The organism is Streptomyces sp. NPDC016309, from assembly GCF_043077235.1.
In the GTDB taxonomy this organism is placed as follows: Bacteria; Actinomycetota; Actinomycetes; order Streptomycetales; family Streptomycetaceae; genus Streptomyces.
This window is the reverse complement of record NZ_JBIBSG010000024.1, coordinates 1-19351: the sequence shown is the minus strand read 5'-3', so window position 1 is coordinate 19351 and position 19351 is coordinate 1. Positions and strand designations below refer to the sequence as shown.

The 19351-nt window shown below is 72.2% G+C and carries 15 protein-coding genes; 8 read left to right on the top strand and 7 right to left on the bottom strand.

The window, feature by feature from the left end:
- Positions 1 to 156 precede the first annotated feature (156 nt).
- Genes ACF068_RS31855 through ACF068_RS31835 form a run of 5 tightly spaced genes read right to left on the bottom strand, consistent with a single transcriptional unit; the run spans position 157 to position 5593 of the window.
- Positions 157 to 1467, bottom strand: coding sequence for a DUF58 domain-containing protein (locus ACF068_RS31855; RefSeq protein WP_392277800.1), 1311 nt, complete (start codon positions 1465 to 1467; stop codon positions 157 to 159).
- A gap of 11 nt (positions 1468 to 1478) precedes the next feature.
- Positions 1479 to 2462, bottom strand: coding sequence for an AAA family ATPase (locus tag ACF068_RS31850; protein ID WP_392277799.1), 984 nt, complete (start codon positions 2460 to 2462; stop codon positions 1479 to 1481).
- Entirely contained in the window at positions 2459 to 3676 is a 1218-nt protein-coding gene (locus ACF068_RS31845; RefSeq protein WP_392277798.1) for a DUF4350 domain-containing protein, read from the bottom strand. Before ACF068_RS31845 ends, ACF068_RS31850 begins: the two co-directional genes overlap by 4 nt.
- Positions 3673 to 4362, bottom strand: a complete 690-nt coding sequence (locus ACF068_RS31840; protein WP_392277797.1) for a DUF4129 domain-containing protein — start codon at positions 4360 to 4362, stop codon at positions 3673 to 3675. The genes ACF068_RS31845 and ACF068_RS31840 overlap by 4 nt, the downstream gene beginning before the upstream one ends.
- Before the next feature lie 4 nt (positions 4363 to 4366).
- A complete protein-coding gene (locus ACF068_RS31835) occupies positions 4367 to 5593 on the bottom strand; it encodes a hypothetical protein (protein WP_392277796.1) in 1227 nt (408 codons plus the stop codon).
- A 182-nt stretch (positions 5594 to 5775) separates the two neighbouring features.
- On the opposite strand from ACF068_RS31835, the gene mtnA reads away from it, so the two are divergent.
- The 7 genes from mtnA to ACF068_RS31800 all read left to right on the top strand — a co-directional run bounded on the left by mtnA (position 5776) and on the right by ACF068_RS31800 (position 14311).
- Complete coding sequence (gene mtnA, locus ACF068_RS31830) at positions 5776 to 6933, top strand: S-methyl-5-thioribose-1-phosphate isomerase (RefSeq protein WP_392277795.1); 1158 nt, start codon at positions 5776 to 5778, stop codon at positions 6931 to 6933.
- 4 nt (positions 6934 to 6937) lie between these two features.
- Positions 6938 to 7627 (top strand): two-component system response regulator MtrA, encoded by a 690-nt coding sequence (gene mtrA / locus ACF068_RS31825; protein WP_219852863.1) that lies wholly within the window; start codon positions 6938 to 6940, stop codon positions 7625 to 7627.
- A gap of 1 nt (position 7628) precedes the next feature.
- Positions 7629 to 9635 carry an MtrAB system histidine kinase MtrB gene (mtrB, locus tag ACF068_RS31820; RefSeq protein WP_392277794.1) on the top strand — a complete coding sequence of 669 codons (2007 nt, stop codon included), beginning with the start codon at positions 7629 to 7631 and terminating at the stop codon, positions 9633 to 9635.
- On the top strand, positions 9625 to 11478 hold the full coding sequence (locus tag ACF068_RS31815) for an LpqB family beta-propeller domain-containing protein (RefSeq protein WP_392277793.1): 1854 nt from the start codon (positions 9625 to 9627) through the stop codon (positions 11476 to 11478). Before mtrB ends, ACF068_RS31815 begins: the two co-directional genes overlap by 11 nt.
- Before the next feature lie 82 nt (positions 11479 to 11560).
- On the top strand, positions 11561 to 12334 hold the full coding sequence (locus ACF068_RS31810) for a ComF family protein (RefSeq protein WP_392277792.1): 774 nt from the start codon (positions 11561 to 11563) through the stop codon (positions 12332 to 12334).
- Between the two features lie 330 nt (positions 12335 to 12664).
- Positions 12665 to 13351, top strand: a complete 687-nt coding sequence (gene hpf, locus ACF068_RS31805) for a ribosome hibernation-promoting factor, HPF/YfiA family (protein ID WP_392277791.1) — start codon at positions 12665 to 12667, stop codon at positions 13349 to 13351.
- Positions 13352 to 13543: 192 nt separating this feature from the next.
- On the top strand, positions 13544 to 14311 hold the full coding sequence (locus ACF068_RS31800; protein WP_392277790.1) for a response regulator: 768 nt from the start codon (positions 13544 to 13546) through the stop codon (positions 14309 to 14311).
- Here ACF068_RS31800 and ACF068_RS31795 read toward each other — a convergent pair.
- Together ACF068_RS31795 and ACF068_RS31790 are read right to left on the bottom strand one after the other, a co-directional pair.
- A complete protein-coding gene (locus tag ACF068_RS31795) occupies positions 14304 to 15476 on the bottom strand; it encodes a winged helix-turn-helix domain-containing protein (protein ID WP_392277801.1) in 1173 nt (390 codons plus the stop codon). The genes ACF068_RS31800 and ACF068_RS31795 overlap by 8 nt on opposite strands.
- Before the next feature lie 69 nt (positions 15477 to 15545).
- Positions 15546 to 16127: a GNAT family N-acetyltransferase gene (locus tag ACF068_RS31790; RefSeq protein WP_392277789.1), complete on the bottom strand. Its 582-nt coding sequence runs from the start codon at positions 16125 to 16127 to the stop codon at positions 15546 to 15548.
- A gap of 253 nt (positions 16128 to 16380) precedes the next feature.
- Here ACF068_RS31790 and secA point away from each other — a divergent pair, with 253 nt between their 5' ends.
- Positions 16381 to 19203, top strand: a complete 2823-nt coding sequence (secA, locus tag ACF068_RS31785) for a preprotein translocase subunit SecA (RefSeq protein WP_392277788.1) — start codon at positions 16381 to 16383, stop codon at positions 19201 to 19203.
- Positions 19204 to 19351 lie beyond the last annotated feature (148 nt).

Below are 19351 nucleotides of genomic sequence, written 5' to 3'. Positions count from 1 at the left end.
CTGCAGGGGGGACCCTGTGGGAGAGTAGGACGCCGCCGAACAATTATTGTGGGAAAGCCCCGCACCTTCTGGTGCGGGGCTTTTCTGCGTTCACGGGGGGTTTTCTGCGTACCGACCCCTGTCTCTGAAACGGGACCGGTACGCCGAGGGGAGAGGTCAGAGACGGCCTGCTGCCTTGAGGGCCAGATAGGCATCGGCAAGGGCCGGCGCCAGATTGTCGGGCGTCGCGTCCACGACGGTGACACCGTGGCGTTGGAGCTGTTCCGCGGTACGGCGGCGTTGCGCTTGCGTCTGCGTGCCGGCGGCGGCCTCGTAGACCGCCTCGGCGCTGCCCCGCGCTGTGCTCATCGCTTCTGTGTGCGGGTCGGTCACGGACGCCACCAGGACCGTGTGGCGCTGAGTGAGCTGGGACAGGACGGGGAGCAGGCCCTCTTCGACGGGGGCGGCTTCCAGGCTCGTCAGCAGGACGACGAGCGAGCGGCGGGGAGCGTGGCTGAGGGCGGCCGAGCCGAGGCCCCGGGCGTCGGTCTCCACCAGCTCCGGTTCGAGCGGGGCGAGGGCGTCGACGACGGCCGGGAGGACGTCCTTGGCGGAACGGCCTTGGACGAGGGTCCGGATGCGGCGGTCATAGGCCAGGAGGTCCACGCGGTCGCCGGCTCGGGAGGCGAGTGCGGTGAGGAGGAGGGCGGCGTCCATGGACGCGTCGAGGCGGGGCACGTCGCCGACGCGGCCCGCCGAGGTGCGGCCGGTGTCCAGGACGACGAGGATGTGGCGGTCCCGCTCGGGGCGCCAGGTCCTGACCGCGACGGTGGTGTGGCGGGCGGTCGCGCGCCAGTCGATGGAGCGGGTGTCGTCGCCGGGGACGTACTCGCGGAGGCTGTCGAACTCGGTGCCCTGGCCTCGGACGAGGACGCTGGTGCGGCCGTCGAGCTCGCGGAGCCGGGCCAGCTTGGACGGCAGGTGCTTGCGGCTCGCGAAGGGCGGCAGGACGCGGACCGTCCAGGGCACCTCGTGGTTGCCCTGGCGGGCGGCGAGGCCGAGAGGTCCGTACGAGCGGACGGTGACGCGTTCGGCGTGCCGGTCGCCGCGGCGGGTGGGGCGGAGGACCGTGGTGAACCGCCGTCGCTCGCCCGCCGGAATGGCGGCCGTGTGCCGGGAGGCGGTGCGCTCAGAGCCGGGGACCCAGCTGCTGGGCGGCCAGGCGTCGCGGAGCTGGGCGCGGAGGCGCCGCCGGGACGGGTTGGTGACGGTGAGGTGTACTTCGGCGGCGTCACCCAGTCGAACGCTTGTGTCACCACTTCGGGTGAACCGGAGTGTTCGCACTGGCGCGGCGAGCGCGTAGTCGCACAGAATTGCGAGTGAAAGCGGGGCGTTCACCGCCAGCATTCCCGTCCAGCCGGGGGCGAGGATGCCGACGGGGAGGGCGCCGATGGCGGCGAGGAGCGCGGTGCGTCCGGTGAGGGCCACGGTTCACCGCCTCATCGGGGGACGGGGACGTGGGTGAGGATCGCCGTGATGACGGAGTCGGGGGTGACTCCTTCCATCTCGGCCTCGGGCCGCAGTTGGACGCGGTGGCGCAGCGTGGGCAGGGCGAGGGCTTTCACATCGTCGGGGATGACGTAGTCGCGGCCGGTGAGCCAGGCCCAGGCGCGGGCGGTGGAGAGCAGCGCGGTGGCGCCTCGGGGTGAGACGCCGAGAGTGAGTGAGGGGGAATCGCGGGTGGCACGGCAGATATCGACGACGTAACCGGCGATCTCGGCGGTGACCTGGGTCTTCGCGACGGCCGCGCGGGCGGCCTCCAGGTCGGCCGGGCCGGCGACCGGGCGCACCCCGGCGGCTCGCAGGTCGCGCGGGTTGAACCCTTCGGCGTGCCGGGTCAGGACGTTGATCTCGTCCTGGCGCGACGGAAGCGGGACCGTCAGTTTCAGCAGGAAGCGGTCCAGTTGGGCTTCGGGGAGCGGGTAGGTGCCCTCGTACTCGACGGGGTTCTGGGTGGCGGCGACGAGGAAGGGCTCGGGCAGCGGGCGCGGGGTTCCGTCGACCGTGACCTGACGCTCTTCCATCGCCTCCAGGAGCGACGACTGGGTCTTGGGGGGCGTGCGGTTGATCTCGTCGGCGAGCAGGAGGTTGGTGAAAACCGGGCCCGGCTGGAAGGAGAACTCGGCGGTACGGGCGTCATAGACCAGGGAGCCGGTGACGTCACTCGGCATCAGGTCGGGGGTGAACTGAACTCGCTTGGTGCCCAGTTCGAGAGAGGCGGCGAGCGCGCGGACGAGCAGCGTCTTGGCGACACCGGGCACGCCCTCCAGGAGGACGTGACCTCGGCAGAGCAGGGCGACGACGAGTCCGGTGACGACGGGGTCCTGCCCGACCACGGCCTTCCCGATCTCGGTGCGCAGTGCCTCCAGGGAGGAGCGGGCGCTGTCCGAGTTCTCAGCGGTCTCGGGGGTCGGGGCACTCATGAGGTGCGTACCTCTCTTTCGAGGGCGTCGAGTTGGTCTGCGAGGAGGGTGAGAGCGGCGTCGTCGGCGGGGATCGGGCCGAAGAGGAGGTCCCGGAGGTCCCTGTCCCCGGTGGTGGAACGTGCCGACACGGCGGGGAGCAGGGCGTCCGGGGAGTGGGCTTCCGTCGGCGGGACACCCAGGAGGGGGGCGAGTCGGGTACGGGTGGCGGCGCGCAGGACGGTGGCCGCGCGGTCGCGGGCGTTGGTGCGGCGGTAGAGGCGGGCGCGGCCCTCGGTGGTCTCGGAGGCGCGGATGGTGACGGGGAGCCGTTCGGTGACGAGGGGGCCGAGGCGGCGGGCGCGCCAGATGGCGGCGAGCACGGCGGCGAGGGCGAGTTGGAGGGTGCCCCACAGCCAGCCGGAGGGGATCAGTTCGAGGAATCCGCGCTCGGTGCCTTCTTCCCCGTCACCGGTGTCGCCGCCACCGCCGGAGGCGGAGGGGTCGTCGAGCGAGGGGAGGTACCAGACGAGATGCGGTCGGGAACCGAGCAGTTGCAGGGCGAGCGAGGCGTTGCCCTGCTGGTCCAGGCGCTCGTTGTAGAGGAGGTCGGGAGAGCCGAGGAGGACGGTGTCCCCCCGCGCGGGGGAATTGACCCGGACGAGCGCGGCGGAGGTGCCGCTGGGGTAGCAGGTGTCGCTGCCGGGGAGGGCGGTCGAGTAGAGCTCTCCGCCGAGGTCGACCGTGCCGGCCCGTTCGGCGGCGGGCAGCGAGCACCGGGGGGCGCGGGCCGAGACCGGGGCGGAGGAGTCCGCGTTCACTCCGGGGGCCAGGGTGCTGACGGAGGGGGCTCCGGCGGAGAGGAGGACGGTGCGGCCGCCCGCGGAGTCCATGTGGGCGCGCATGAGGTGCTGCTGGTGGTCCGTCAGCAGGTCGGGGGTGGTGACCAGGAGGGTGGTGTCGGGGCCGGTCGCGGCGGTCGCTTCTTCGAGGGTGGTGACGGTGCGAGTGGTGACGCCCCGGTGCCTGAGCAGTTCGGCGACGGCCCGGCTGCCCTGGGGGTCGGCGGAGCGGGGATCGAGGTGGCCGTGCTGGGTGTCGGCGCGTACCAGGGCCATGACGATGCCGGCCGCGACGAGGGCGGCCAGGGCGATCAGCAGCCCTCGGGCCCGGGTCCACGTCTGGCGGGCGGAGAGGTCCGTCGAGGTGGGAGAGGTGGTGGAAGGGGTGCTCATCCGGCCGCTCCCCGGGGAGCGGTACTCGATTCGGGCTTGGCCCGTTCCACAGCGGTGTCCAGGTGCTTGAGGCGCTGGTACGCGCTCCTGTCGGCGGTGCGGCCACCGTACGTGACGTCGTCGAACGCGCGGGCGGCGGCGTGGAGTCCGTCCGCGTGGGCGGGGAGGGACCGGCCGGCTTCGGCCGCGGCTTCGTCGGCGGTGCGGCCGGGGCGCGGGTCGAGGAGGGTGCGTTCCTCCAGGGAGCGGACGACGGCCCGCATCCGTTCCTGGACGGCCTGGTTCCAGCGGCCGGCGGCGGCGTGCTCCTCGGCTGCCGCGCGGTAGTCGGCGGCGCCGCGGGTGCGGTCGTCGAAGAGAGGGTCCGTGGTGACGGGCTCGCGCCGGGGGGTGCCGAGCCGCCACCACAGGGCGCCCAGGAGGGCCAGGACGATCACGGCGATCGCCACGAGGCCGAGCGGGCCGCCCGGAGTGGCCCCCGAGGCGGAGTCGAAGAGCCGGCCGAGCCAGTCCCAGAAGCCGTCGAGCGCCCGTTGGAGCAGGTTCGGGTCGTTCTCGTGGTACCGCGGATCGGACAGTTCCCGCTCGGCCGCCTCACGGGCGGGGACGCGCGGGATGTCCAGTGGTACGTCGTCGCCCGCGTGGACCGTCGGCCACGCCGTCGTCACGCCCCCCGTGGCCGGCACCGCATCAGCCCCCGGAGGTGGTGCCGTCGGCCGGCCCGTACCCGGGCACGCCGGCGGCGCGGGCCAGGTCCAGGTCGAGGGCCTCCCGGCGGATGCGCTGGTCGATGTAGAGCAGGACCGAGACGCCGGAGGAGATCGGGTAGGTGATGGAGGCGGCGATGACCGCGCCGATCCCGGTGATGATCAGGAACGGCCAGCCGAACTCCGGGGCGGAGCCGGTGAGCAGGCCGCCGAGTCCCTCGCCGTCCACCGCGAACGCGATGACCGTGAACGGAATGGCGATGATCATGGAGATGAGGAACATGAGCAGCATGGTGAGCGTCAGGACGCCGAAGATCCGCCACCAGGCGCCCTGGACGAGCTTGGCGGACCGCCGCAGGGAGGCGATCACGCCCTGCCGTTCCAGCATCAGCGCCGAGTAGGACAGGCTGAAGCGGACCAGCAGCCAGACGATGCCCACGAGAGCGGCGAGGCCGCCCAGGACCGTGAGCAGTACGCCGGGGGCGGAGCCGCCCAGGAGCAGGCCCGGGAGCAGGCCCACGGCCATCACGGCGGCGCTCAGCAGCGGCAGCAGCAGGGTGAGACCGAGGAGCTGGGGGAGCCTCGGGCGGGCCTCTCGCCAGGCGTCGGAGAGCGTCACCGGCCGGCCCAGCACGGCACGGCTGATGACGATGGTCAGCACGGCGGTGGTGATGAACGTGCCGATGAGGGTCAGGATCATCGTGGGGCCCAGCGAGACGAGGCTCGCCTTGAGGGACTCCACCGACTGGGCCAGGGCCTCTTCCGGCGTCGGGTCCGCGCTGAGCTGCGGCGGCGCGGGGACGAGGTAGCGCTGGACGAGGATGTCGCCGATCTGCGTGATCACGGAGACGGTGAGCGTGATGCCGAGTACGGTCCGCCAGTGGGCGCGCAGGGTGGAGACGGCACCGTCGAGGATCTCGCCGACGCCGAGTGGCCGCAGCGGGATGACGCCGGGCTTGGCGGCGGGCGGCCGGCCCCAGGCGCCCTGGTGCTGACCACCGCCCCAGTCGGGTGCGGGGGCGCGGGGCGGGACCGGGCCGGACGGGCCGGGCGCGGTCGGCGGGGACCACTGGCCCGCGGGCGGCTGGTTCGCGGACCACTTCGAGGGCGTGCCGGGGGCGCCGGAGGGCTCGGCGGGCCGGTCGGCGTCGGAGCCCCGGCCGTCGGAGGGGGAGGATCCGGGCGAGGCCCAGCCCGGAGTGTCGTTCACGGTCGTCCACCTCGTGCGTTGGTCGCGGTGCCGGCTCGTCGAGCCGGCTCGGTCACGGTGCCGGGCCGCTCCGTGGGGCGGCAGGTTGGCAGCCATGGTGCCACGCGCCGTTCCCGGCCGGGCCTGGGGCCGGATCTCCTCGGCACCTTCATTGTCCGTGGCTCAGCGGGCAGACTGGGCGGATGGCTGATCAGTACGCACAGACGCCCATCGGCTCCGTCCCGCCCACGCTGCCTTCCCTGCGCTGGGAGGAACCGCCGGAAGGGCCCATGGTGGTGCTCCTCGACCAGACGCGGCTGCCCGCCGAGGAGGTCGAGCTGGTCTGCACGGACGTGCCGGGGCTGGTCCGGGCGATCCAGACGCTCGCCGTGCGCGGGGCGCCGCTGCTCGGCATCGCCGGTGCGTACGGGGTGGCGCTGGCCGCGGTGCGGGGCTACGACGTGGACGAGGCCGCCGGGTCGCTGGCGGGGGCGCGGCCCACCGCGGTGAACCTGGCGTACGGGGTGCGGCGGGCGGCCGGCGCGTACCGGGCGGCGCTGGAGAAGGGCGAGACCCGGGAGCGGGCCGCCCGGGCGGCGCTCACGGAGGCCAGGGACCTGCACCGGGAGGACGCCGAGGCCAGTGCGCTGATGGCGGCGCACGGGCTGGCGCTGCTGGACGAGCTCCTGCCGGGCGGCGGGCACCGGATCCTGACCCACTGCAACACCGGGGCGCTCGTCTCGGGCGGGGAGGGCACGGCGTTCGCCGTGGCGCTGGAGGCGCACCGGGCGGGCCGGCTGCGGCGGCTGTGGGTGGACGAGACGCGGCCGCTGTTGCAGGGGGCGAGGCTCACGGCGTACGAGGCGGCCCGGACCGGGATGGCGTACACGCTGCTGACGGACAACGCGGCGGGTTCGCTGTTCTCGGCCGGAGAGGTGGACGCCGTGCTGATCGGCGCCGACCGGATCGCCGCCGACGGCTCGGTGGCCAACAAGATCGGCAGCTACCCGCTGGCGGTGCTGGCCAGGTACCACCACGTACCGTTCATCGTGGTGGCGCCCGTCACCACGATCGACTTGGCGACCCCGGACGGGGCGTCCATCGAGGTGGAGCAGCGCGCCGGGCAGGAAGTGACGGAGCTCACCGCACCGCCGCAGGTGGCGGTCGGCGGGGCGGGGGCGGCGGCCGGCGGCGGACTGCCGGTGGCCCCGCTGGGAACGCAGGCGTACAACCCCGCGTTCGATGTCACGCCCCCGGAACTGGTGACGGCGATCGTCACCGATCTGGGGGTGGTCTCCCCCGTCACCGGGGGTGGAATTGCCGAGCTGTGTGCCAGGTCACGCCGGGTAACGATTAGCTAATGGGATGATGTCGAATATGAAGGGACGCGTCCTTGTCGTCGACGACGACACCGCACTGGCCGAGATGCTCGGGATTGTGCTGCGTGGTGAAGGTTTCGAGCCGTCGTTCGTAGCGGACGGCGACAAGGCACTTGCTGCTTTCCGGGAGGCCAAGCCGGACCTGGTGCTGCTGGACCTCATGCTGCCCGGAAGGGACGGCATCGAGGTGTGCCGGCTCATCCGGGCCGAGTCCGGGGTGCCGATCGTGATGCTCACGGCCAAGAGCGACACCGTCGACGTGGTGGTCGGTCTGGAGTCCGGGGCCGACGACTACATCGTCAAGCCGTTCAAGCCGAAGGAGCTGGTCGCCCGCATCCGGGCGCGGCTGCGGAGGTCGGAGGAGCCGGCGCCGGAGCAGCTCACGATCGGTGACCTGGTCATCGACGTGGCCGGTCACTCGGTGAAGCGGGACGGGCAGTCGATCGCCCTGACGCCGCTCGAGTTCGACCTGCTCGTCGCGCTGGCCCGCAAGCCGTGGCAGGTGTTCACCCGCGAGGTGCTGCTGGAGCAGGTGTGGGGCTACCGCCACGCCGCCGACACCCGGCTGGTGAACGTCCATGTGCAGCGGCTGCGCTCCAAGGTCGAGAAGGACCCGGAGCGGCCGGAGATCGTCGTCACCGTGCGTGGTGTCGGTTACAAGGCCGGACCCAGCTGATATGTCCCGCGGCAGTGCTGCTCCGAAGCCCGGGAACCCGGGAGTCCGTGCGGGGCGGGCTGCCGGGCAGGGACGTCAGCCGTGGCGGCCCGGCCGCCTGCTCCAGGACGGGGCACCGGGCGGGCCGGTGCTCCGGCTGCTGGTGCGCTGGGTGAGGCGCCCGCTGCTGCCGGCGCTGCGGCTGTGGCGGCGGAACATCCAGCTGCGGGTGGTCGTCGCCACCCTGCTGATGTCGCTCGGCGTGGTGCTGCTGCTCGGGTTCGTCGTCATCGGCCAGATGCGCAACGGTCTGCTGGACGCCAAGGAGCGGGCCGCCCAGAGCCAGGCGTCGGGCGGCTTCTCGGCGGCCCAGGACCAGGCGAACGAGCAGCCGGGCCCGGGCGGTCCGGACGGCGGTACCGGGCGGGCTTCGCTGAACTGGCGGTCCGACCTGGTCGTGCAGCTCGCGAGCGGCGGTCAGGGCGCGTTCAACGTGGTGGCCCTCAGCTCCGACACGGAGGGCGCGGCGCAGAGCCGTGGCGCGCGCGCCTCGGGCGGTGTGGAGCCGTCGCGGAGCATCCCGGCGCAGCTTCGGGACGCGGTCGCGGAGGGCACGGGGACGTTCCAGACGTACACCCGGATCAACTACTCGGACGGCAAGCAGTCCGAGGCAGGGCTGGTCATCGGCAAGCGCCTCAACGACATCGACGGCAACTCCTACGAGCTGTACTACCTCTTCCCGCTGACGCAGGAGGAGGACTCGCTCGCGCTGGTCAAGACGACCCTCGCGACGGCCGGACTGTTCGTCGTGGTGCTGCTGGGCGCGATCGCCTGGCTGGTGGTGCGGCAGGTGGTGACGCCGGTGCGGATGGCGGCCGGGATCGCCGAGCGGCTGTCGGCGGGCCGGCTCCAGGAACGGATGAAGGTCACCGGCGAGGACGACATCGCGCGGCTCGGCGAGGCCTTCAACAAGATGGCGCAGAACCTCCAGCACAAGATCCAGCAGTTGGAGGAGCTGTCGCGGATGCAGCGCCGGTTCGTGTCGGACGTCTCGCACGAGCTGCGCACCCCGCTGACCACCGTACGGATGGCGGCCGACGTCATCTACGAGGCCCGCGAGGACTTCGACCCGGTGACGGCGCGGTCCGCGGAACTGCTCGGGGACCAGTTGGACCGCTTCGAGTCGCTGCTGGCCGACCTCCTGGAGATCAGCCGGTTCGACGCGGGGGCGGCGGCGCTGGAGGCCGAGCCGATAGACCTGCGGGAGGTCGTGCGCAGGGTGATCGGCGGGGCCGAGCCGCTGGCCGAGCGCAAGGGCGGACGGATCCTGGTGGTCGGTGACGAGCAGCCGGTGGTCGCCGAGGCCGACGCGCGCAGGGTCGAGCGGGTGCTGCGGAACCTGGTCGTCAACGCCGTGGAGCACGGTGAGGGCCGGGACGTGGTGGTGCGGATGGCGGCCGCGGGCGGCGCGGTGGCCGTGGCGGTGCGCGACTACGGCGTCGGGCTCAAGCCCGGCGAGGCGACGCGGGTGTTCAACCGCTTCTGGCGGGCCGACCCGGCGCGCGCCCGCACCACGGGCGGTACGGGGCTGGGGCTGTCGATCGCCGTGGAGGACGCGCGGCTGCACGGTGGCTGGCTTCAGGCGTGGGGCGAGCCGGGAGGCGGTTCGCAGTTCCGGCTGACGCTGCCGCGCACGGCGGACGAGCCGCTGCGCGGTTCGCCGATACCCCTGGAGCCGGAGGACTCGCGGCGCAACCGCGAGCGGGCCGCCGCCGAGGAGGCGACGCTGGCCGCGGGCCGGCTGCCCACGGTGCCCGGCCAGGCCGCGGGCCCGGGCCGGGCGGGGCCGGCCGGTCCGGGGCGTACGGCACTGCCGCCCCGGCAGGCGGCGCAGGTGGCCGCCGATCCGACGGCCCTGCCCGGCAGCGGTTCGCGGGTGGTGGCGCGCGGCGCGGGTGAGCGGGCGGGCGAGGGGGCCTCGTCCACGACGCGGGACGGAAATCGGGAGGGTACGACTCGTGGGCGCTGAGCGTCGACGCGGCCGTGGACGTACGGTGCGCGCAGCCGGGCTGCTCGGATGCGGTGTGCTGCTGGCCGGGTGCGGGGCGATGCCGGACAGCGGGGACGTCTCGCAGGTCAAGGCGTCCAACCCCGGGGACTCCCAGGTGCGGGTGTATCCGGTGTCACCGCGGGAGAACGCGGAGCCGGACGAGGTCGTCAACGGGTTCCTGGAGGCGATGACGGGTGACGACCCGGGGTTCGCCACGGCCCGGACGTACCTGACCAAGAAGGCGGCCCGGGAGTGGAAGCCCGAGGAGCGGACCACGGTCCTGATGGCCGCGCCGGTCAGCCGCCGGGAGCGGATCGGCATCCGGGAGGCGCAGGACCGCCTCGTCTACCCCTTGCGGGGGGACCAGGTCGCGACGGTCGACAGCCGTCACGCCTACGAGCCGACGCGGACGACCCCGTACAACGGGACGATCCAACTGGTGCAGGTGCCCGGCCCGGACGGCAAGGGCAAGGAATGGCGCATCGACAGCCTCCCGCCGGGGCTGCTGCTCGGGGAGTCGGACTTCCAGCGCAACTACCGGTCGGTCAACACGTATTACTTCGCGTCCGGCCGGCGCTGGGTCGTGGCCGACCCGGTCTACATCCGGCAGCGCCAGGATCCGGTGACCCGGATGGACCCGGTGGCGCAGACGGTCAAGGCGCTCCTCGAAGGTCCGACGAACTGGCTCGACCCGGTGGTGGATTCGAGTTTCCCCACCGGCGTGGCACTGAAGGAGGGCGTCACGTCACTGACGCCCGACGACCAGAACAAGCTCAAGGTGCCGCTGAATGAGAAAGCGGACAACATCGGCTTCGAGACGTGCAAGGCAATGGCGGCGCAATTGCTGTTCACGCTCGGGGACCTGGGCTCGGCCAGGGTGGAGCAGGTCGAGTTGCAGCGGGCGGACGGCGGCGCGCTGTGCGTACTGGGGGAGAGTCAGAAGGAGAACTACCGGGCCGATCCTTCGGGCGGTCTGAGGCCGAGCACCTATTTCGTCGACGCGTCCGGCCGGCTGGCCAAGCTCGACGCGGGGGTGGAGAACATGGGCAGGCCGACGAACGTGCCCGGACCGTTCGGGAACGGGGCGGTGCGGCTCACCAGGGTCGCCGTCGCGCGGGACGAGCGCAGGGCGGCCGCGGTCACGGACGACGACCGCTACCTGCGGGTGGGTTCCGTCGTCTCCGACACGCACGAGCCGCCGGCGCCGCTGTTGCGCAGTGACGGTCCCGGTCCGGACGACCGCCTGTCCGCACCGACCTGGGACGGCCGCGGCGGCCTGTGGATCGCCGACCGCGATCCGGCCGACCCCCGGCTGCTGTACCTGCCGAACGGCGCCGAGGAGCCGCTGCCGGTCTCGGCACCGTGGCTCGCCGACGGGGTGCGGGTCGAGGCGCTGCGGGTGTCCGAGGACGGGGTGCGCATGGCGCTGCTGCTGTCGAAGGGCGGCCGGACGACCCTGCACATCGGGCGGGTCGAGCGGCAGGGCACCGGCGCCAAGCAGACGGTGCGGATCGTCGACCCGCAGGCCGTCGCGCCCCGGATGGAGTCGGTGACGTCGGTGTCGTGGGCCGGGCAGAGCCGGCTGGTGGTGCTGGGCAAGCTGGCCGGCGGGGTGCAGCAGGTGCGCTACATCCAGACGGACGGTTCGACGTCGGCCGCGGCGGTCCCCGGTCTCAACCAGGTGAAGGTGGTCGCCGCGTCAAACGACGAGCGGGCGCCCCTGGTGGCGGCCTCGGCGGACGTGGGCATCGTCCGTCTCCAGGCCGGTGCGAACTGGCAGCCGATGGTCGAGAAGGGCACCTTCCCCGTCTACCCCGGCTGACGGCCGGTCCATGCCCGGCGGCTCGGCCGGCCGGTTGTCCACAGGGGTGGATGACCGGCCCGGGCGGCGGGAGAGTGGGGCCATGCGCTGGTGGTGGCGGGAGATCACGGGGCTGGTGCTGCCGGTCGCCTGCGGCGGATGCGCGCGGGCGCGCACCCCGCTGTGCGAGGCGTGCCGGCGGGTGCTGTGCCGGCCGGGCGGGCGGCGGGTGAGGCCCGACCCGGAGCCGGCCGGGCTGCCGGTGGTCTGCGCCGCCGCGCCGTACGCGGACGCGGTACGGGCGGTGCTGCTGGGGCACAAGGAGCGAGGAGCGCTGGGGCTGGCCCGGCCCCTCGGCATCGCGCTGGCCGGGGCCGTACGGGCCTCCGTGGCCCTCTGCGGGGCCCCGGGAGGCGGAGAGCTGCTCCTGGTACCGGTGCCCTCCTCACGGCGCGCGGTACGGGCACGTGGCCATGACGCGGTGCGGCGGATCGCGCTCGCGGCTGCGGGGGAGCTGCGCCGGAGCGGCAGCACCGCGCGGGTGCTGCCGGTGCTGCGGCAGCGCCGGGCGGTCGCGGACCAGTCCGGGCTGGGCGCCCGGGAGCGGCTGGCGAACCTGGCGGGTGCCCTGGAGGTGGTGCCCGGTGCGGGACGTCTGATCGCGGACGGCGCGGGCAGCGGTAGCGGCGGACGCGGCCGGGCTCCCGGGTCGGCCCGGGTCGTCCTGGTCGACGACCTCATGACCACGGGCGCCTCGCTGGCCGAGGCGGCCAGGGCGCTGCGGGCGGGTTCCGGGCCGCGATCGGGGGGACCCGTTCGGGTGAGCGCGGCGGTCGTCGCGGCACCGTCGATCTCGTTCGAATTAAACCGGAACTGACGGGGAACTTGCATCGTTGCAGTTACTGAGAGCGCAAAAACACCTGATCGGAGGTTCGTGCGGGCAGCGGGTGCCGACATCCGTCCGAGCGAGCTATGTTCGGGTGTGAGGAATGGCGAAAGCCGCGCTTCACCGAATGCACTGCCGTGCTTCCGGCCAGATTCCGGGTAACGGTCAGGACATCGAGGTGGTGGGGTGGGGATCTTGCCGACGGGGGAGGAGGAGGTCGAGTCGCCAAGTCCGAGGCTCCGGTACATGCCGGGGTCTGGTGCAAAAGGGAGATGCTCGCCGGCCGGTGGGTCGGCAGGCGATCCGGGAACGGAGTTCTGCGTGGACATCGTCGTCAAAGGCCGCAAAACCGAGGTGCCCGAGCGGTTCCGCAAGCACGTGGCCGAGAAGCTGAAGCTGGAGAAGATCCAGAAGCTCGACGCCAAGGTGATCAGCCTCGACGTCGAGGTGTCCAAGGAACACAACCCGCGGCAGGCCGACCGGTCCGACCGCGTGGAGATCACCCTCCACTCCCGGGGACCGGTGATCCGGGCGGAGGCGGCGGCAGGCGACCCCTACGCAGCCCTTGACCTGGCGACGGGCAAGCTCGAAGCACGGCTGCGCAAGCAGCACGACAAGCGGCACACCCGCCGCGGCAACGGCCGGCTGTCGGCCGCCGAGGTCGCCGACGCCGTTCCGGGCGTCGCCCACCTGAACGGAAACGGCTCCGTGGCGGTGGAGGAGCGCGACTCGGTGCCCACCACACGGATGGGCCCGCTGGAGGTGAAGGGCGAAGGACCTCTGGTAGTCCGCGAGAAGACCCACACGGCCGCCCCCATGTCGCTCGACCAGGCTCTCTACGAGATGGAACTCGTCGGGCACGACTTCTATTTGTTCGTGGACTCCGAGACCAAGCAGCCCAGTGTCGTCTACCGCCGGCACGCCTACGACTACGGCGTCATCCACCTGGAGAGCGACCCGCTGGCCGGCTCCGAGGCAGGCGGCGCGGGTGGCGCGCTCGGTGGCTGACCGAAGCTGAAGCACCCCGGTGGTGCCCCTGGAAGCGCCGTGTGCGCCCCCAGGGGCACCACCGTGCGACCGCAGGATCACCGTCTCGCCGTCCGGGCATGAAATCATGGCGAGGCACGCCAATCGCACCTCTCGGGGCCGGGGTTGGCGTACCGCACGCGAACGTCAGGCAGGCCTGCAGGGGGAGGAACGATGGCGGACAGCTTCGGCCCGGTGCACCACCCGGGCGGCTCCGACGCCCCGGTGGGCGGCGCGGGCTTCGGAAGCGGTACCGGCACCGACGACGGCACGTCCCGCAAGGAACCCATCCGGGTCCTGGTCGTGGACGACCACGCGCTCTTCCGCAGGGGCCTGGAGATCGTCCTCGCCCAGGAGGAGGACATCCAGGTGGTGGGCGAGGCGGGCGACGGCGCGGAAGCCGTCGACAAAGCGGCCGACCTGCTGCCCGACATCATCCTGATGGACGTCCGGATGCCCAAGCGCGGCGGCATCGAGGCCTGCACCTCCATCAAGGAGGTGGCCCCCAGCGCCAAGATCATCATGCTGACGATCAGCGACGAGGAGGCCGACCTCTACGACGCGATCAAGGCGGGCGCGACCGGCTACCTCCTCAAGGAGATCTCCACCGACGAGGTCGCCACGGCCATCCGGGCGGTCGCCGACGGACAGTCGCAGATCAGCCCCTCCATGGCGTCCAAGCTGCTCACCGAGTTCAAGTCGATGATCCAGCGCACCGACGAGCGCAGGCTCGTCCCGGCGCCCCGGCTGACCGACCGCGAGCTGGAGGTCCTCAAGCTCGTGGCCACCGGCATGAACAACCGGGACATCGCCAAGGAACTGTTCATCTCCGAGAACACCGTGAAGAACCACGTCCGCAACATCCTGGAGAAGCTCCAGCTGCACTCCAGGATGGAAGCGGTGGTCTACGCGATGCGGGAGAAGATCCTCGAGATCAGGTGAGACGGGCCAGCGCGGACATCAGCTCCGGGGCGAGCTCCGGCCGGTCCACCCGCTCGACCCGCACGGCGTCGCAGCCCACCCACTCCGCGGCCTCCCGCAGTGCCTCGGCCATGGGGGCGACGGCCTTCGGGGAGGACAGTGACACCTGCTTGGCCACCAGGGTCGTCCCCTCACGCGCCGGATCGACCCGGCCCACCAGCTTCCCGCCGGCGAGCAGCGGCATTGCGAAGTAGCCGTGTATCCGCTTCTGCTTGGGGACGTACGCCTCCAGGCGGTGGGTGAAGCCGAAGATCCGCTCCGTCCGCGCCCGTTCCCAGATCAGGGAGTCGAACGGTGACAGCAGGGTCGTACGGTGCCGGCCGCGCGGCACGCTCGCCAGCGCCTCCGGGTCCGCCCAGGCCGGCTTGTCCCAGCCCGCCACCCGCACCGGAACCAGCCCCGAGTCGGCGACCACCGCGTCGAACTGCTCGCCCTTGAGGCGGTGATAGTCGGCGATGTCCGCGCGGGTGCCCACGCCCAGCGCCTGACCGGCCAGCCGCACCAGCCGGCGCAGGCACTCGGCGTCGTCCAGCTCGTCGTGCAGCAGCTCGCCGGGCACGGCACGCTCGGCGAGGTCGTACACCCGCTTCCAGCCGCGCCGCTCGGTGCACACCACCTCCCCGTACATCAGCGCCCGCTCGACGGCGACCTTGGAGGCGGACCAGTCCCACCACTCGCCGCCGTTCTTGGCGCCGCCCAGCTCCGTGGCCGTCAGCGGTCCCTCGTCGCGCAGCTGCTTGATCACCGTCTCGTAGGCGCCGTCCGGCAGGTCGTGGTGCCACTGCGGGCGCTCGCGGTAGGCGCGGCGGCGGAAGGCGAAGTGCGGCCACTCCTCGATCGGCAGGACGCACGCCGCGTGCGACCAGTACTCGAAGGCGTGCGTGCCGGTCCAGTACGCGCTGTCGACGGTGGTGCGGCCGACGGCGCCCAGCCGTGCGTACGGCACCAGTTCGTGGGAGCGGGCCAGCACCGAGATGGTGTCCAGCTGGACGGCGCCCAGCCGGCGCAGGACGCCGCGCACCCCCGCGCGGCGGTCCGGCGCGCCCAGGAAGCCCTGGGCGCGCAGCGCGATACGACGGGCCTCGTCGGCGGAGAGCTCGGCGGTGGGAGGCGGCAGGGGCGTCATGGTCCGCACGGTCGTCATGCTGGGCACGATAGACGGGGGCACTGACAGCGGGCGGGGGCGGCGGGGACCTCAGACCGGGTTGCGCCGGGCCGGCAGGTAGGGCTGCCGGGACGCCAGCCCGAGGTCGGAGGGGAGCAGGGCGCCGATCCAGCAGTCGCGGACCGTCCCCCGGTGCTCCATGCCCGCGCGCAGGGTGCCCTCCATGGTGAAACCGGCCTTCTCGGCGACCGCGCGGGAGGCCGGGTTGCCGACCTGGGCGCGCCACTCCAGGCGGGAGCAGCCGAGGCCGGTGAAGGCCCAGCGGGCCAGGGCCAGCACCGCCTCGGTCGCGTACCCGTGGCCCCGGTGCTCGCGGACCGTGTAGAAGCCGATCTCCCAGCAGCCCGAGCGCGGGTGGTGGAGGCCGGCGGAGACCAGCAGCGGGCCGCCGTCGCGGGGGCGGGCGGCGAAGGTGTACTCCGTGTCGCCGCCCCAGCCCTCCGGGACGTGGCGGCCGACGAAGTCCTCCGCGTGGCGCCGCTCGTAGGGGACCGGGACGGAGATCCAGCGCTGGACCGCCGGGTCCTGGCAGGCGGCGAGCACCTCGTCGGCGTCGGCAGGCGTGAAGGCGGCCAGGGACAGGCGCTCGGTGGTGAGGGTGACGGGCTCCATGACGGGATTCTGGTGCGCGGCCAAGGGAGGGGGCGAACACTTTTCGGGTTCAGCGGCACCTTCGGCAGGTCCCGCGCGTTGTCCTTGGGGGCGGCATGTCGGCATGGCGGTCGGCCCAGGTGAGCGCGGACCTCCCGGCGCGGTGGCGTCCTCGCTTACGATGGCCGTTGCGGTGGGGCCCACCTGCCGTGCCCGTGCCAGTGTCCATGACAAGACCTAGTGCCAGGCCCGACCGGCAAGGAGACCAGCCTCAGTGTCCGTCTTCAACAAGCTCATGCGTGCAGGCGAAGGCAAGATCCTGCGCAAACTGCACCGCATCGCGGACCAGGTCAACTCCATCGAAGAGGACTTCGTCAACCTCTCCGACGCCGAGTTGCGGGCGCTCACCGAGGAGTACAAGCAGCGGTACGCCGACGGTGAGAGCCTCGACGACCTGATGCCCGAAGCCTTCGCCACGGTCCGCGAGGCCGCCAAGCGCGTGCTCGGCCAGCGCCACTACGACGTGCAGCTCATGGGCGGCGCCGCGCTGCACCTCGGTTACGTGGCCGAGATGAAGACCGGTGAGGGCAAGACCCTCGTCGGCACGCTGCCCGCGTACCTGAACGCGCTGTCCGGCAAGGGCGTGCACCTGATCACGGTCAACGACTACCTGGCCGAGCGCGACTCCGAGATGATGGGCCGGGTCCACAAGTTCCTGGGCCTGACGGTCGGCTGCATCCTCGCCAACATGTCGCCCGCGCAGCGCCGCGAGATGTACAGCTGCGACATCACGTACGGCACGAACAACGAGTTCGGCTTCGACTACCTGCGCGACAACATGGCGTGGTCCCAGGACGAGCTGGTCCAGCGCGGCCACAACTTCGCCTGTGTCGACGAGGTGGACTCCATCCTGGTCGACGAGGCCCGTACGCCGCTGATCATCTCCGGCCCGGCCGACCAGGCCACCAAGTGGTACGGCGACTTCGCCAAGCTCGTCACCCGCCTCAAGAAGGGCGAGCCCGGGAACCCGCTCAAGGGCATCGAGGAGACCGGCGACTACGAGGTCGACGAGAAGAAGCGCACCGTCGCCATCCACGAGGCCGGTGTCGCCAAGGTCGAGGACTGGCTGGGCATCGACAACCTCTACGAGTCGGTGAACACCCCGCTCGTCGGTTACCTGAACAACGCCATCAAGGCGAAGGAACTGTTCAAGAAGGACAAGGACTACGTCGTCATCGACGGCGAAGTCATGATCGTCGACGAGCACACCGGCCGTATCCTCGCGGGCCGCCGCTACAACGAGGGCATGCACCAGGCGATCGAGGCGAAGGAAGGGGTGGACATCAAGGACGAGAACCAGACCCTCGCCACGATCACGCTCCAGAACTTCTTCCGCCTCTACGACAAGCTGTCCGGTATGACCGGTACGGCCATGACCGAGGCCGCCGAGTTCCACCAGATCTACAAGCTGGGCGTCGTCCCGATCCCGACGAACCGGCCGATGGTCCGCAAGGACCAGTCGGACCTGATCTACCGCACCGAGGTGGCGAAGTTCGCCGCGGTCGTCGACGACATCGAGGAGAAGCACAAGAAGGGCCAGCCGATCCTCGTCGGCACGACGTCGGTCGAGAAGTCCGAGTACCTCTCGCAGCAGCTCTCCAAGCGCGGCATCCAGCACGAGGTGCTCAACGCCAAGCAGCACGACCGTGAGGCGTCGATCGTCGCCCAGGCCGGCCGCAAGGGCGCCGTCACCGTCGCCACCAACATGGCCGGCCGCGGTACCGACATCAAGCTCGGCGGCAACCCGGACGACCTCGCCGAGGCGGAGCTGCGCCAGCGCGGCCTGGACCCGGTGGAGCACCAGGAGGAGTGGGTGGCCGCGCTGCCCGCCGCCCTGGAGAAGGCCGAACTCGCCGTCAAGGCGGAGTCGGAGGAGGTCAAGGAGCTCGGCGGGCTGTACGTGCTGGGCACCGAGCGGCACGAGTCGCGGCGCATCGACAACCAGCTCCGCGGTCGTTCCGGCCGTCAGGGCGACCCGGGCGAGTCCCGCTTCTACCTGTCGCTGGGCGACGACCTGATGCGGCTGTTCAAGGCGCAGATGGTCGAGCGTGTGATGTCGATGGCGAACGTCCCCGACGACGTGCCGATCGAGAACAAGATGGTCACGCGCGCGATCGCGTCCGCGCAGTCGCAGGTCGAGCAGCAGAACTTCGAGACCCGTAAGAACGTCCTGAAGTACGACGAGGTGCTCAACCGGCAGCGCGAGGTCATCTACGGCGAGCGCCGCCGCGTCCTGGAGGGCGAGGACCTGCACGAGCAGATCCGCCACTTCATGGACGACACCATCGACGCCTACATCGAGGCGGAGACGGTCGAGGGCTTCGCGGAGGAGTGGGACCTGGAGCGGCTGTGGGGCGCCTTCAAGCAGCTCTACCCGTGCAAGGTCACCATCGAGGAGCTGGAGGAGGCGGCGGGCGACCGCGCGGGCATCACCGCCGAGTTCATCGCGGAGTCCGTCAAGGAGGACATCCACGAGCAGTACGACGCGCGGGAGAAGCAGCTCGGCTCCGAGATCATGCGTGAGCTGGAGCGGCGGGTCGTGCTGTCCGTGCTGGACCGCAAGTGGCGCGAGCACCTCTACGAGATGGACTACCTCCAGGAGGGCATCGGCCTCCGCGCGATGGCGCAGAAGGACCCGCTGGTCGAGTACCAGCGCGAGGGCTTCGACATGTTCACCGCGATGATGGAGGGCATCAAGGAGGAGTCCGTCGGCTACCTGTTCAACCTGGAGGTCCAGGTCGAGCAGCAGGTCGAGGAGGTCCCGGTGCAGGACGCGGCCGCGCGGCCGTCGCTGGCCAAGGAGGACGCCGTTCCGGCGCAGGCGGGCGCCGGGCGCCCCGAGATCCGGGCCAAGGGCCTGGACGCGCCGCAGCGGCCGGACCGGCTGCACTTCTCCGCGCCGACCGTGGACGGCGAGGGCGGCGTCATCGAGGGCGACTTCGAGAACGGTGACGGCTCGGCCCGGTCCGAGGCGGACGGGATGACCCGCGCGGAGCGGCGCAAGGCGCAGAAGGGCGGCCGCCGCCGCAAGAAGTAGCCCTCCCGCCGGAGGGACACGGCTTCCGGGGCCGGGCGCGCGACACGAGACGGTGTCGCGCGCCCCGCCCCCGCGGCGGCCCGGGCCGCCCCGGTGGTGGCCGGCCCGCGCGAAGGCGGGGCCGCGCGAAGTGCTGGGCTGGCCCCGC